General features: G+C 32.1%; 11 protein-coding genes and 2 other annotated features (1 of these 13 running past the window's edge). Of the genes, 9 read left to right on the plus strand and 2 right to left on the minus strand.

Annotated elements, in window-relative coordinates; genetic code table 11:
* Positions 1–166, plus strand: a binding site (T-box leader) (it extends 75 nt beyond the left edge of the window).
* Positions 167–204: 38 nt separating this feature from the next.
* Positions 205–447 (plus strand) — a binding site (T-box leader).
* Between the two features lie 52 nt (positions 448–499).
* Together thrS and ACQKM9_RS12525 are read left to right on the plus strand one after the other, a co-directional pair.
* Entirely contained in the window at positions 500–2,440 is a 1,941-nt protein-coding gene (gene thrS / locus ACQKM9_RS12520; protein ID WP_427734673.1) for a threonine--tRNA ligase, read from the plus strand.
* A gap of 111 nt (positions 2,441–2,551) precedes the next feature.
* Complete coding sequence (locus tag ACQKM9_RS12525; RefSeq protein WP_427734674.1) at positions 2,552–3,304, plus strand: amidohydrolase family protein; 753 nt, start codon at positions 2,552–2,554, stop codon at positions 3,302–3,304.
* Positions 3,305–3,430: 126 nt separating this feature from the next.
* Here the strand turns inward: ACQKM9_RS12525 and ACQKM9_RS12530 are convergent, their stop codons facing one another.
* Complete coding sequence (locus tag ACQKM9_RS12530) at positions 3,431–3,688, minus strand: hypothetical protein (RefSeq protein WP_427734675.1); 258 nt, start codon at positions 3,686–3,688, stop codon at positions 3,431–3,433.
* 448 nt (positions 3,689–4,136) lie between these two features.
* Between ACQKM9_RS12530 and ACQKM9_RS12535 the strand changes: the two genes are divergently transcribed.
* The 4 genes from ACQKM9_RS12535 (at position 4,137) to ACQKM9_RS12550 (ending at position 5,976) form a co-directional block, all read left to right on the plus strand.
* Positions 4,137–4,331 (plus strand): hypothetical protein, encoded by a 195-nt coding sequence (locus tag ACQKM9_RS12535; RefSeq protein WP_427734676.1) that lies wholly within the window; start codon positions 4,137–4,139, stop codon positions 4,329–4,331.
* Positions 4,332–4,358: 27 nt separating this feature from the next.
* A complete protein-coding gene (locus ACQKM9_RS12540; RefSeq protein ID WP_427734678.1) occupies positions 4,359–4,733 on the plus strand; it encodes a hypothetical protein in 375 nt (124 codons plus the stop codon).
* 127 nt (positions 4,734–4,860) lie between these two features.
* Complete coding sequence (locus ACQKM9_RS12545; protein WP_427734679.1) at positions 4,861–5,481, plus strand: DUF2812 domain-containing protein; 621 nt, start codon at positions 4,861–4,863, stop codon at positions 5,479–5,481.
* A gap of 33 nt (positions 5,482–5,514) precedes the next feature.
* Entirely contained in the window at positions 5,515–5,976 is a 462-nt protein-coding gene (locus tag ACQKM9_RS12550) for an NUDIX hydrolase (RefSeq protein WP_427734680.1), read from the plus strand.
* A 128-nt stretch (positions 5,977–6,104) separates the two neighbouring features.
* Here the strand turns inward: ACQKM9_RS12550 and ACQKM9_RS12555 are convergent, their stop codons facing one another.
* Positions 6,105–8,888, minus strand: coding sequence for a GTP-binding protein (locus tag ACQKM9_RS12555; protein ID WP_427734681.1), 2,784 nt, complete (start codon positions 8,886–8,888; stop codon positions 6,105–6,107).
* A 539-nt stretch (positions 8,889–9,427) separates the two neighbouring features.
* Between ACQKM9_RS12555 and ACQKM9_RS12560 the strand changes: the two genes are divergently transcribed.
* The 3 genes from ACQKM9_RS12560 to ACQKM9_RS12570 all read left to right on the plus strand — a co-directional run bounded on the left by ACQKM9_RS12560 (position 9,428) and on the right by ACQKM9_RS12570 (position 15,635).
* Positions 9,428–10,657 carry a right-handed parallel beta-helix repeat-containing protein gene (locus ACQKM9_RS12560; protein WP_427734682.1) on the plus strand — a complete coding sequence of 410 codons (1,230 nt, stop codon included), beginning with the start codon at positions 9,428–9,430 and terminating at the stop codon, positions 10,655–10,657.
* A gap of 880 nt (positions 10,658–11,537) precedes the next feature.
* Complete coding sequence (locus ACQKM9_RS12565) at positions 11,538–12,404, plus strand: serine/threonine protein kinase (RefSeq protein ID WP_427734683.1); 867 nt, start codon at positions 11,538–11,540, stop codon at positions 12,402–12,404.
* A gap of 36 nt (positions 12,405–12,440) precedes the next feature.
* Positions 12,441–15,635, plus strand: coding sequence for a BTAD domain-containing putative transcriptional regulator (locus ACQKM9_RS12570; RefSeq protein ID WP_427734684.1), 3,195 nt, complete (start codon positions 12,441–12,443; stop codon positions 15,633–15,635).
* Positions 15,636–15,752 lie beyond the last annotated feature (117 nt).

Raw genomic sequence — 15,752 nt, forward strand, 5'->3', positions numbered from 1 at the left:
TACGGCTGAATTATTTACCACCTTGGAGCAGTATTGGTGAAATACGAGTAATCAGTACCGTAGAAGCAACGATAAAGCTTACACAAAGCCATCAAAAGGTAACTTATTGAGTTATGAGATGGAAATTTGGGTGGAACCACGGGTATTATACACACTCGTCCCTTCATGAGGGATGAGTGTGTTTTTTGTTTTTAAAATTAAATATAGAATGCAATGATAAGGACATGAGTAATTCTAACCGCTTTACAGAGAGGGAAGGCGAGGCTGAAAACTTCCTAATGAGGTTGAATTATTTACCACCTTGGAGCAGTATTGGTGAAATATGAGTAATCAGTACCGTAGAAGCAACGATAAAGCTTACAAAAAGCCATCAATAAGTAACTCATTGAGTTATGAGATGGAAATTTGGGTGGAACCACGGGTATATGACACGCACTCGTCCCTTTATACAGGGATGAGTGTGTGTTTTTATTTTATAAAAAAATAGGAGTGAAGTGTTATGAGTCAAAAGGAAGTTTTGATTAAGTTTCCAGATGGACATCAAAAGCAGTATATGCAGGGAGTATCGTTAGGTGAAATTGCTAGTTCTATTAGTTCTAGTCTAAAAAAGAAATCGGTGGCGGGAGAAGTCAATGGCATACGATATGATTTGAATCGTAATATTACACATGATGCAGAAGTGGAGTTATATGATTTAGCGTCATCAGCTGGTATAGAGATTATGAGGCATACTTCAGCGCATGTATTAGCTCAAGCAATTAGACGATTATATGGTGATGTGAACTTAGGAGTAGGACCGGTGATAGATAATGGCTTTTATTATGATGTTGACATGGAAAGTACAATTACTGTCCAGGATTTAGCTAAAATAGAGAAAGAAATGTCTAAAATAATCGCTGAAAACATAGAGATTGCACGTGTTGAATTGTCACGTGAAGAAGCGAAAAAGCTTTTTCAAAAAGATCCTTTAAAGCTAGAGCTACTAAAAGACATTCCTCAAGATGAAATAGTAACAGTATATCGCCAAGGAGATTTTGTAGATTTGTGTCGAGGTCCGCATTTACCAGCAACTCGATTTATAAAAGCATTTAAATTAACACATATTTCAGGGGCATATTGGCGAGGGGATAGTAACAATAAAGTACTACAACGTATATATGGTGTCGCTTTTGCAACAAAAGAAGAGATGGAAGAATATTTTCATTTTGTAGAGGAAGCGCAGAAACGAAATCATCGTAAGCTAGGGAATGAATTAGAGTTATTTATGTTCTCAGAAGAAGCACCAGGTATGCCATTTTATCTTGCTAATGGGCAAATTATTCGAAATGAATTAGAAGTGTTTTTACGTAAGCTTCAGCATCAATATGATTATCAAGAAGTACGCACGCCATTTATGATGAATAAAAGATTATGGGAGCAATCCGGACACTGGGATCATTACAAAGAAAATATGTATTTCACAGAAGTAGATGATCAAGAATTTGCATTGAAACCAATGAATTGTCCAGGTCATATGCTGATTTTCAAAGATAAACGTCGGTCTTATCGTGAACTTCCGATTCGCATGGCTGAATTTGGTCAAGTGCATCGACATGAATTTAGTGGAGCATTAAATGGTTTATTACGTGTTCGCACATTCTGCCAAGATGATGCACATATTTTTGTCAGACCGGATCAAATTGAAAATGAAATTTTACTAGCCTTACGATTAATTGACCATGTATACAAAACATTTGGTTTTGAATATGACATTGAATTATCAACACGTCCAGAGGATTTTATGGGAAGTGTGCAATTATGGGATCAGGCAGAAGCATCTCTTGGAAGAGTATTAAAAAACCTGGGTTATCCATACAAAATAAATGAGGGAGATGGCGCATTTTATGGGCCAAAAATTGATATCCATATAAAAGATGCGATTAAACGTAGCCATCAATGTGCAACAGTTCAACTTGATTTTCAACTACCAGAGAAGTTTGACTTAGCGTATATAAATGAACAGAATCAGAAGGTAAGGCCAGTCGTGATTCACCGTGCGGTATTTGGATCAATTGATCGTTTCCTTGGAATATTGATTGAACACTTTGGTGGTGCATTCCCTATTTGGCTATCACCTATTCAAGTTCAAGTGATTCCTGTTTCAAACTCAATTCATAAAGAGTATGTTGAAGAAGTTACTAGGCGCTTAAAACAAGAGGAAATCAGAGTCGAACTTGATTTACGTGAAGAGAAATTAGGGTATAAAATACGTGAAGCTCAAATGAAGAAAACTCCATTTATACTTATTGTCGGGGATAATGAGGTGGAAAATCAATCTGTTAACTTAAGACAATATGGTCAGGAGAATTCAATGGAAATTCAGCTTGATGATTTTATTAGTAAAATAAAGAATATCATTGAAAATAAATCTTTGAATAATAGTGTTAATGACCTTGGGTAACTAATTACAATTTATTCAAATGTCATAAGAAAAATCGATGAGTATCATTAGTTTTTTATAATTTTATTTATACTGCTTCTTCTTTACAATTAGATTAAAGGAGGAGATGAAATGAAAATATTTGATGCACATTTGCACATTATTGATTTTGATTTTCCAATTCAAGAAAATCAAGGATATATACCACCATCATTCTTAGTGGAGGACTATCAACATGCGACAAAGGAATTCGAAATTATTGGTGGCACTATTGTTTCAGGTTCATTTCAAGGATATGATCAAGGTTATTTAATCAAAGCTCTTAAGGAGATGGGCCCTTCTTTTTATGGCGTAACACAGTTGCCATTTAATACAACGGATCAAAATATTCTTCAATTAAATGACCTTGGTGTTAGAGCTCTACGATTCAATGTCAAACGTGGTGGTTCTGAGGACTTATCACAGCTAGATTATTTTGCAAGACGCGTATATGACTTAGTTGGCTGGCATAGTGAAATATATATTGATGCTAAAGATTTGATAGAGGTTAAAGAAGTTATTCGTAAATTACCGGCGATTTCAATAGATCATTTAGGCTTATCAGAGGTAGGGTTACCGAATCTACTAGACCTTGTAGAAAGTGGTGTACATGTAAAGGCGACTGGTTTTGGTAGAGTTGAGTTGGATGTGGTTAAAGCGATGAAAGCTATTCATGAAGTAAATCATGAAGCGTTAATGTTTGGAACTGATTTGCCTTCAACACGTGCAAATCGTCCATTTGATATAAAAGATATTCATGTAATACTTGATCAATTTGATACAAAAAATGCTAATCGAATTCTTTATGAAAATGCGGTTAAATGGTATTCACGTAGAAAAGATTAAATAAGGTGATATTTTATAATAAAAATAATACACCCCAATTGTTAAGAAGTACCTAACAGTTGGAGTGTAGTTCATAATAAGTTTATTTTACATTTCTTCTTCGACTAACTCTCTGTTTTCTACTACTCACATTTTAGAAATTGGCACGAATTTTGTGAAATAAGCACCAAAAATCAACAGAACAATTGTTATAGACCAATTGAATAACCCCATAATATCAAACCAGTAAGCCAAAAGGTGAGTAATCGCTATAAGATAAAGAAAAATTGGAGTTAGTGCACTTTTGATCCCAGTTATACCTGCATTTTTTCTTTTTTGAATCAAAATAGAAACTGAAAAGATAAGAGTGATCAGCAGAACGATGGTTAAAATAATCGGTACCAATATAAATACCCCCTTATTTTTGAAATTGTTTCTCTGGTTTTTTTCTATATTTTAATGTGTTGCAGTTTGTTCTGTTTTTACTGTGTCAGACTGTGATGTTTATAAAATACGCCATATAAATAATAAATATCCTCTTTAGTCAGTTGGGAGAGTTCAACTTAATATCTTCGATAAATGTTACAGAGTGTGTAGGTAGGCTTAATACTCATGCTCTCATAAGATGAATTTTAATTATAAAAGCTTTATTATTTCCACAATAGAAGTGTATTTGACTAACTAAAAATTGTAAAATATACTATATGTAAAGCTTACTTTACAAGATGGTTGTGGATATTATGGAAAATATGTTCAATTGGTTATATAGAATGTTTGAGTAATAACTAGTATACCGATGAACATTTACTAACTAAGCAACTAGAAGATTAATATATGTAGAGGAGAATTTGTTATGTCGAATGAGAATTTTATTTGTATGAAATGTGGTCATACAGAAACGAAGACAGGGAAAATCGGAAATAGTAGTTACGATAAAGTGAAAAAAGTAGGTAAATTAATGTCTTTAGGTACTGGGATGTTCATCTCATGTTGTGCAAAATGTGGCGATGTATATTCAATGACTATTGAGAACCCTGATAGACTTTGATCTCAAATTGGAAAGGAGTGAAGACGAATGAAACAAACACAGATGGGCTATATCATTATGGGCTGTATATTTGGTATTCTAGCTATATTTATAAATGGGGTTTCAATAAGTGTAAATAAATTTCCATCTTCGTTAATACTAATTGCTATTTGTATTATGTGTTTCTGCTTATCCTTCTTAGTGCCTCACCTTACACCAAAAGATGAACGAGCACAAAAAATAAGAGAGCGATCTATCTATGTGAATTATTTTATCCTTATAGCAGTAGTTGTAATATTAATGATAGTCTTTAACCCAGTTAGTAACTTACAAATAGAAGCATACAATCTACTCTCCATCATGATGACGGTATATATATCATCGGTATTTTTAACAATGGTTTATTATGCGAAGAAATATTAATGCTAGATGATATTACGAAAAAAGTAAGACAACTGTGAGATCTTGTTATTAGTGATCTTGATTTTTGATTAAATATCAGAATATTAATAACAGTTATAAGCTTAATTTTAGCAGAAAAGGTGAAATGGTGAGAAAATATCGATGGTTTATAGATTTTGAAAGAGAGGAAAAATGGTTGAATGACAATTTACAAAAGGGATATACACTAATAGCAAAGAATATGTTTGGTATTTACCATTTTGTAGAGATGCAAAATAGTATGAAAATCATTCGATTAGATTTCCAAAGAATAAAATCCACGCATGACCTTGAAAACTATAAAAGTCATTTTGAAGAGGTTGGATGGAAGCATATTGATGGTAAGAAAGGGAATTCGTTTCATTATTGGATCAAGGAAAAAGACGGGAATGATAAAATCCTATCAGACAAGCAATCGTTCAATAATGTATATGCAAAGTTATCAAGCTACTACGCTACTTTAATGTTAATGCTGTTAATCCCTATTATGTTTGCAAACCAAACAATTGACCCTGTTCCGTTTATATTGAATCCTTTAAAAGCAATTAATTTTACTAATTTGCTAAGTATGAATGGATTTGAACTTGTATTTTTCTCAACCTGGTCGATAGGTGTAATGATTTTTCGCGTCGTACCATTATGGTTGCTCGTATACATAACTTTTATGTGGTTAAAACAATATTTGAAGTATAAGAAAGTCGATAAAGCATTGATTCTTGATAAAGAATAATGATAAGGCAATGGAAATATAGGAGTGATAGACTTGGGATATATTATGGATTTGAGAAAGATAGTAGGCACTAGGCCACTATTAATGGTAGGCGCCAGTGTACTGGTCGTAAATAAAGATAAACAACTATTACTTCAACTAAGAACAGATAACCATTGTTGGGGATTACCTGGAGGGTCATTAGAATTAGGAGAAAAATTAGAAGATGCAGCAAGACGGGAATTAGCAGAAGAAACGGGACTAATTACAAAAAAACTGCAATTATTTAATGTTTATTCTGGCGAAGATCTTTACTATAAATATCCCCATGGTGACGAGGTTTATAATGTTACTAGTACATATATTTGTGATGAATATAGTGGTGAATTAAAAGCAGATCTATCGGAAGTTCAGGAATTGAAATTCTTTAAAATGGATTCATTACCTTCAAGGATTAGTCCTCCAGATAAACAAGTTATTGCAGATTTTAAACTTTGCACTTCAATAAATAAATAGGGAATTGATAAAAGCTTACCGTATTCAACGAATTTACCATCTAGTTGCAGAGTACCGAAAAAAAGTGAAGATAACAAATAATAACTCCAAAATCAACTTTTATTGTTGATTTTGGAGTTATACTATTTTTACTCTATGTTTGTTTCTAAAGTTAAATCTCTATAGGAATAATCCTCACCTTTATTTAAGATTACTTCACATTGACGTAATCTTAATTCAAAGAGTGTTATTGGATCATGATAAACTTCAGGATTTGATTTCATTTTATGCAGTGTATCTTGTTTTTCTTGTATTTCTATATGAGTGTTTTCTACAGCTTGTTCCAATTCGCCAAATGGACTTCTAAAGAAGATATTAATATCCCTCGCTTGTGCGTTTTCAAATAGCTCAAATTGCAAGAAAAATTTGTTCATAATAGAAGCCGTTACATCAGTATAATCTTCATTTTCTAAATACTGTTTGTATTTGTTATATAGCATAGCTTTATTTTTAGGAAGAACTCCAAATAATTTACCGGCACTTTTCAGTAAAAATTGTGCTGGTGTAAATCTGCGCAAGATATTTACTTCTTCCATTTGTATTCTAGTTGTCATTCTATCGGTATCTCTCCGCCAGTCATCAAGCACTTTAAAGTCACATTCAAGCTGTATTCGATTTTCTCCATATAAAGAATTAAGTTTTTCATTGATTTCTTCTAAGTACGATTGACTTTGAAGGAACTCATTATTAGAAGTTGCAATCCAATTTTGCATTGAGCGAGCAAGATTAGGTAACACAGTTTGTTCTAGATATTTTTGAACTCTTTTGTTCATCTCTGTATTTAGTTCAATATCAATGTGCCCAAAATCGCTTTCTTCACTAATTAAGTCAGAACAACTCTGTAATAGTTTCGGAATATGTTCTGTAAGATCATTAGCAATTTCGTATTTCATTGTACGATAGGATTCTGTAATTAAATGAATTTTTTCCTTCTCAAAAGCAGTAAGGTTATTAATAAATCCATTTAGTTTAACTAACATATCTTCATTCCAATTAATAGAATCCACTAGGTTATTTTCCTTCTCGATGCGCTTATCCAAAAGATATGAAATTGTTTTTCGAATGAAAAACAATAGCTTTTCAGTACGTTCTACATCGATATTTTTATGGTTAAAGTTAGAATGAATAAACTCAGATAATCTGTTTAGTTGTTGACTATTTGTATATAACGAAGAGTAAGGAAAAATTCTCGCATGCGGGAAATATGCGTTTATTCTCACTTGCGTATCATCTATAACTCTTTTTGCTTCTGCTTCACTGTATATATTATCGATTTTATTTAATAAGAAATGAATTTGTAGATTTGGTGTATGTTCTTGAATACTTAATAGAATATCACGTTCTTTGTCAGTAAAAGGTGAATCCGCATTCAATACGAACAATAATTCGTCTACAGAATTTAAATATTCAAATGTCTCATCTCTAGTGTCGTTGTTCCTATTAAAGCTTGGTGTAACAACCAAAGTAAGTTTATTTTTACTTAAAAATCTGCATGGTAATTTAAATTCAACATATGCTTTATCTCTATCTGATTGGGGGTGTAGAGACATCATGTTATGGTAATCTGAGAAATTCTCAGTTGTTGTAATTGCTGAATCTGTTATTGCGTTAATTTCTGTATAAGCTTCATTATTAAAAACAACTACATTAGAGATTGCGTTTTCTAATATATTTTCATTTAGGATAGAGTTAATAAATGAAGCTTTTCCGTTTCCTGAAGTTCCAGTTACTAAAAGGCGATTTGTTCTTAAATCTGCAAGCTCGCTAACTAACCATCTAAATCGATGACCTATTTCTAAATCATGCTTTTGTGCCCACTGTGTAATAGATTCAAAAAGACGTAAACTATACTCTAAGCCATTCACGTGATTAATAGAATATGACAGTAAGTTTTCTGCATGTTTTATATTTGCTGAATCTATTTCGGAAGGGAAAATCTCATCCCATGCCAATACTGCAGCAGAAGGAAATACAGAATGAGACGGATTGGCTACCTTTAACCAATTTGTTAAAAGATTAGGAATGATATCGTGTAATTCTCTTAGCATATATTGACCTTGGATTAATTCAAAGTATGTTTCTTCGTAAAGAGAAGAAATGTTGTCCCATATATCGGAAGAATGGATTTCTATTAGTAAGAAAAATTCATTTATTGTTTTAAGCCATAATAAGTAATTTTGTTCATTTTTATAGCTGTGCCAAAGTGATGAAACAATTTGCGTAAATTGTACTTGATCTACATTATTTAATGTAACTAATACTTTATAAAAATAGTCTGGTGAAATATTTTTAGTAAATCCTTTATTGATATATTCCTTTAGAACCTCAAACCATGGAGAAGATTCTGTTCGAATTAACTCATTCACAGCAAGCTCTACTGCACTGTCAAAATCGTGCTGTTCTTCATAAAAGGAACGTGCAATGGTTGTAACGTTTGGATAATCGGGATTTAAAGAAACCGCTTCTTTAATAGCAGCGAAAGCTGAAACAAGATTATTTTGCTCGATGTAAAGAGACAATAATTGCAGTACAATTTCGGTCATGAGTATTTTGTTATCAGTAGTAATGGAGGTATAGACATTTTCAGCAACTGATAATTGGTTAAGTTCGAAGTAAGCATCCGCAATATTTTTTTGTGCCCATGGTGCTAATTCATTACTAACTTTCTCCCATTTAAAAATAGCTGATTCAAAATCTTGGTGGTGATAATAAAATTCACCTTGTGCAAAACGAATGTAAGATCCATCGGAAATCTCATTTTTTTGTTCGTTTAAATAAGTTTCTCCTAGTACTTGAAGAGCTGGATGTGTTTCATTCTCTATTAGGAATGTTTCATAATATATCTTTTTGATTAATTGTTTTTCTAATCTCATTTTTTCCTCCACTATATCTTGAAGAATACATTTTTCTCCATGTGACAACACTTTTTAGTATTGATGCTTTTAATTTTAACAAAGAATTTCTTTTGGAAAATTTCATTTTTCTTTCATTTTTCAAGTAAGATTGAAATTTAATGAGAAAAGTTTCATTTTTTTATCATTTTCTCTTTGTAGTGGTGAAAAAACAGTAGATGTTCCTAATAACTTAATGCGAATATAATATTCTACATTAAGTTGTAACATTCCATGTAGAGTTCGATATAAAAAACAATGTATAGTAAACATGTATTCGATGTTTGCTTCATTGATAGAGAAGGAATAATATGGAATAACGATAATTACTATTTTTGCATGAATAAACCAAATACAACATTGTTACACAAAAAACTACAAATGGACCATCATAATATTTGTACTTTTTGCAATTACGTATTGGGTATTGTGATAAAAGGTTTCGTTAATAAGTATTTGAAATCCTATTATTCATATCCTAAAATATTATTATCGTTTTTTGAGAAGGAGAATTTTACAACATGATTATGAAATTCAAGAGAATGGGCGCATTATTGGCTGCTACTGTTTTGATATTAAGTGTATGGGTAGGGGGTATACCTAATTCTGTAGAAGCTGCCGCAAAAAGTGTTTATACAATTTCACCAAATACAGTACCGGTGGATAAAACGATGTTGAAATACACTACATATAACAGTAATACTAAGCATTATTATGTACTACGTTCCTATTTAGAGAAACTGGAGAAAAAAGGTGGAGGAACGCTCGTATTAAAAAAAGGAACTTACAAAATTAGTAATACACTATATGTTCCATCGAATGTAACAATAAAAATGAATGATGGTGTAAATATTGTCAAAGGTCAGAAAACCGGTACAAGTAAATTTAAAGCTTCAAAATCAATTTTTCAATTAATCAAACCATCAAAAGCCAATAAATCGGGTGTATATGGCAAATATAATGGTGAAAAGAATATTTCCTTTATAGGTGAAGGTAAAGTAACAATTGATATGAATTACGAGAAAGATAGCATTGCCTTGATAATGGGGCATAACCAAAATGTAAAAGTGGAAAATATTCAATTTAAGAATATGTATTCTGGACATTTTATCGAACTAGATGCTTCTAAGAATGTTTTGATACGAAAAAATACGTTTACAAATTCCAAAGCATCAGCTAATAAGAACAAAGAAGCCATTAATATTGATACACCGGATAAAACGACAGCAGGTTGGAGTCAAAAATGGAGCAAGTATGATAAGACACCAAATCAAAATATAACAATTGAAAACAATCAATTTAAGAATCTTGATCGAGCTATTGGTACCCATAAATATTCAGGTAAAATGTATCATGATAAAGTAATCATTCGTAATAATCAAATTGATAAAACACGCATGGATGCTATTCGTGTCATGAATTGGACGAATGCTGTTATTGAAAAAAACCTAATCCGGAATGTAGCAAATGGAAATGCTAGTACCCGTGGGATTTTAGCAAGTGGCGCAATCAACCCAACATTTAAAAACAATACTTTTGAGTCAGTAGGAAGAACGATTCAGTTTATGGCTTGGAAGAACAGTGGTCCAGGCTCACAATACGATATTACGTACAATAAGCTAAGTGAAGCTAACAAAAAAGCACTGCTAACAAACAAAGCAGTTAATACTTCTGAAACGATTATTCGAATTAATAATACCTACAATGAGTTCATACAAAATACTGAAAAAATTCAACTTGCGTCAAAGTGATTTACATGGGGAAAAGAGACCTTCTACTCTGTAACACTAAAGACAAGTAATTGTACATGATAATTCATTCATAATATGTTACACATATTATGAATGAATTACATTACTAAGTAATTTCAGGTGCATACATTTTTTTATTTTTGGCTATTTTACTGTTGATTTTCTATAACTTAATAAAATGGGCGTATTCGAAAATTACCACCTTCTATTAATTGGCAATAAAAAGAAAATAATTTATTATTATAGTGATATTTAACAAACTACTAGCGTATATATTTAAGATTGTGAGGGGGAAATTATTAAAAAAAGCTTGTTATTAGTTGGAGGATTTTCTTGTTGATTTGTCCAATTCTGTTGTTTGCGATTGGGAAGATTGATATGTTCGATTGCTCTGCTTTTATTTGTGGAAATATAATCTCTGTTGGTGGTGGATGTCTATTTAAGAAAAAGCTTAATTAATAACATAGTAGTGTTCTTATGCCTTCTTCTCATTTACCTCATACGAATCTACGGGAACAAGTAAAGCATTTTCATTTATTGTTTTATGTATTCTCGCAAATTCCTAAACCCTCCCTTTAAATCTCACTGTCCGTTTATTGAATAACATATAACCAATCATACTCACGTCTCCGTAAGTATGCCCAAAAAAACTAAACATAAATACTACGTACTCTTGCAAAGAATTTATTAGTGTAGGCTTTTAGTAATTACTGTACAATTAATATAAGAATATTCGGATTTCGAATACTTTACTAAATGGAAGTATATTGAAAGGTGTGATGTTATATGAAAAATTCGCCAAACATTTTAGAGGTTTATCAATTTTGAGTAAACGTATCACCCCTCTATAAACCACGTAAGCTCAATGAAGGAGCATAATTTGGTTAAAGTATTCATTGGAAGCAATAAATTATTATTAGAGTTAAGAGAATATCATGATTTTAATTGGCTTAAAGCAGTAGAAGTATTTACTATTTTTGATCATCAGGATTCAGGAAACATTAGTTTTGGAATTATAGAAAATGACGAACGTTATTTCATTAAATATGCTGGTGCAAGAAATTTAGAATATACTGGAGATATAACATCAGCGATTAAACGCCTAAAAGAAGCAAAGAAAGTTTATCAACATATTGATCACCCCTTATTAATTCAATGCATAGGGACATTTCAGACAGAACAAGGTTACGGGTTAAAATTTAAATGGGTAGAAGGAGAATGTATGCATAATCATTGGGGTTTTACGCCTTTTGAAAAGTACAATTCTCTTGATTCTCCTTTTGTGAAATTAAGAAGTTTATCTTTAAAAGAACGTATTTCGATATTGAACCAAATATATGAATTTGCGGTTTTTGTAGAAGATAAAGGATATGTGATGGTTGATTTCTATGATGGTAGCATACTATATAATTTCAAAAATAATAAATTGCATATTTGCGACATTGATTTTTTTAAAAAAGCACCTGTCTTTAATGATATGGGTGAGGATTACTGGGGTTCTAGTCGGTATAAAGCACCTGAAGAGTATCGATTAAATGCTGAAATTACAAGTGCTACAAATGTATATACATTAGCAGGTTTAGCATATGCGTTTATTGGAGGACGAAGTGATAAAAGTTTCGAAATGTGGGAGGCTTCAATAGATTTATATAATATTTGCTCAAAAGCATTGAAAAATAATCCCTCAGATCGTTTTGAAACGATTAGTATGTTTTATCATCAATGGAGTAAAGCACTTTTAATATAGAAATGTAAATCAATGAGAATGAGAAAGGGGTACAATATGGAAGACAACATATTGATATCTAAGCTTATTCCACCAGAACCTGCTATACATTATATGAGACGAGCAAAGGTCATGAAAAAGTTAGCACGAAGTCATCATACAAAGCTTACTATTTTACATGGTGGAGCGGGTTTTGGTAAAAGTTCCGCATTGGCACAATTTTTAGCAGATCAATCCAATGCTTTCTCTTGGTATCAAGTGACAGAAGATGATGACGATGTTTTGCCATTTTTACGTCACTTGTTTTATAGTGTGCGGAATGTATATCCTTCTTTTGGAGAAACAATGATTGGTTGGGATCAGCTTTCAATGTTTCCTAAAGTTGAAGAGTTAAATAAGCTTTTTACTATGTTTGTAAATGAGTTTTGCAAGATGAGAGAACCATTTTTTGTAATACTAGATGATTACAATTTAGTGGATCATATTTTTCATATTCATTACATCATGGAGAAACTGATATTACATTTACCACCAAATGTTCATCTAATTATTTCATCAAGAACATATCCTTCTTGGGGGTGTATACGGAATTTAAGGTTAAATCATCAATTAGTTGAATGTATAGAAGAAGATTTTGTCTTTTCTGCAGAAGAAATCCAGGTGTTCTTTGAAGATTACTTTCAACATTATATAACAAAGGAACAAGTGGTCAAAATCCTCCGGACAACAGAAGGTTGGGCTATTGCTATTTTATTTCTCGCCACTCAATCTATTGATTTAGAGAAATCCATAGATAAATTACAGAATCTTTCGTCAAATGACTTTTTTACTTATTTATCGTATGAAGTATTTGAGGGACTGAATGATTTCGAACAGGATGCAATTATGAAATTCAGCATTTTTGAAACATTTTCGTATGAATTAATAGAAGTATTCTACGGGGAGGTTTTTGAAGAGCAGCTTAAAATTCTAGTCAATAAACATGTTTTTATCCAGCCATTAAGTGGATACACAGAGTTTCGATATCATGTGTTATTTCAGCAATTTTTAGAATTGAAACTAATGGAACAGGATTTAGATACTTATCACTCGTTGCATTTAAAGGCTACAAAATATTTTACTCAGCAAAGAAACCCTGTAAAAGCCGTTCATCATGCGATGAAAACAAAAAATGAAGATTTGATTGCATCTACTTTAGCCTATTTTGCAAATCAGTTTATAGAAGAAGGAAAATTCGATTGGTTTATCGAACGTATTCGTGAACTATCAGCTAGTACAATGGCAAAGCATTTTCAACTTTACTATTATGAAGGTGAAAGTCAGAGATATCGTGCACAGTATGAAAAAGCAAAAAAAGCGTATGAAAAATGTATTATATGCGCAAAAGAGTGCTTGTCTTATGATTATTTATTAAGAGCCAAGGCTGGGATTGCACATATCTATTTGGATACTATTCAACCGTCACTTGCTGGAAATTATTTACAAGAAGCACTTGAATTGGTGGAACAAGCGAAGTTAGAAGAAGATTATCTGCAATTTATACAAAAACAATATGCAGAAAATCTAGTGAACTTAGGCAAACCGTATGAAGCAGAAAAGTGGGTTTCAGATGTGGGTCTTTCTTCTCGTGTAGTTAGGCAAGGAAATTTGGATGCAAGAATATTATTAAGACAAGGCAAACTTCAGGAAGCAAGAAGCTTATTAGAAAATCGTTTAGATTCATATAGCCTTATTTCAGATACTTATCGTGAGACCGATGTTTTATATTCATTTATTTTAATCTTATTAGGTGATTATGTAACAGCACTAGAATCAGCAAATAAAAGCATCTTGAAAAAGGAAAATGAACATGCACAGTACATTCTAGCAGTAGCCTATCTTCGTAAAGGACATACATTATTGGTTTTGAATCCAGCAGATATTGCTGAAGCGGAACAATATTATGAAAAGACCATCGAAATAATGGATAGTATGGATGTGAAACGTGCAAAAGCCGAGTCTTATATGGGACTAGCAATTGTAAAAAGTAGACAGCAACAACTTGAGCAAGCACTTTTCAATATAAAATTAGGGTTAAAAGAAACGGAGAAAGTGCATGATCATTGGGTTTCGGCTTTACTTTATGTAGCCTTATCAATAGTTTATGTGGAACATGCTCATTACTTAGAGGCAAAAGAAGCTATTAAGAGCGCAGAAAGTAAGTTTAAAAACTCAAAAGATTATTTTGGACTGACAATTGTTAGCTTTTGGCGTGCTTATATCGCTTATATGCAAAATGATGAAGTTGAATTTGCTTCAAATTTTGAATTATGTATGGCAACTATTGTAGAGAAAAAATATGATTTCTTTGTAAAAGACCAACATATCTTTGGTCCTCAGTACAATTTAGTATGGTGGCAACTGTTGGATCATTGGAATACATTAAAAAAATCAGCTGTTAAAACCAAACACTTTTATAAATTGATAGAAATAGATGCTGATATACCTGTGCCAGCGCATATGTATACTATTCAGCTATTTGGAACTATTACTCTTTATCGCGATGGTGAAGTAATAGTTGAAAAAGAGTGGCAACGAGAAAAGGCAAAGGAATTATTCATTTACCTATATCTCAATCGTACGAGATTTGTTTCCAAAGAAGAAATAATTAATGTATTATGGCCAAAAGCTACTGAGGAAACGATGGCAAGAGATTTCAAAGTTGCTTATAATGCTTTATTAAAAGTGCTAGAACCAAACCGTCTTCCTAGAATAGAAAGTGCATACGTTGTTCGAAAGCAATCAATGTACAAGCTCATTACACAGCATTGTATGAAAAGTGATTTAGATTTTTTTAGACAATTTATGTCTCTAGGCATGCAACAGAAAAATCCTAATCTTTCGAATGAATGGCTTTTAAGAGGAATCCGAATATACACAGGTGATTTTATCGCGGATAAGAAACATTCAGAATGGCTTCAAGATACACGAGAAGAATTGAAATATATTTATATGGAAGGAATTGAACGTTTAGCACAGAATTATGTCCGATTAAAAGAATTTAGCAAAACCGTGTATTGGGCAGACCACTTGTTGAAGCAAGATAATACATGGGAAGAAGGATATCGCCTAATCATGTATGGATACTTCCAACTTCAAAATCGTACTCAGGCTGTCAGATGGTTTGAAAAATGTGAACAAGTATTAAAAGACGAATTGAATATTGAACCAATGGAAACAACCATACAAATGTATGAGATGATTTTAAAATAACCTTATGTGAAAATGGAGGGCACTGAAAAACTTGCGTTTTTAAAATGTAATGTTCTTCAATAGTAAACACCGGTACTTTTTGTTCGATTTTGAACAGAAAGCCGGTGTTTTTTTGGT

Source organism: Viridibacillus sp. NPDC093762 (genome assembly GCF_050279675.1).
In the GTDB taxonomy this organism is placed as follows: domain Bacteria; phylum Bacillota; class Bacilli; order Bacillales_A; family Planococcaceae; genus Viridibacillus.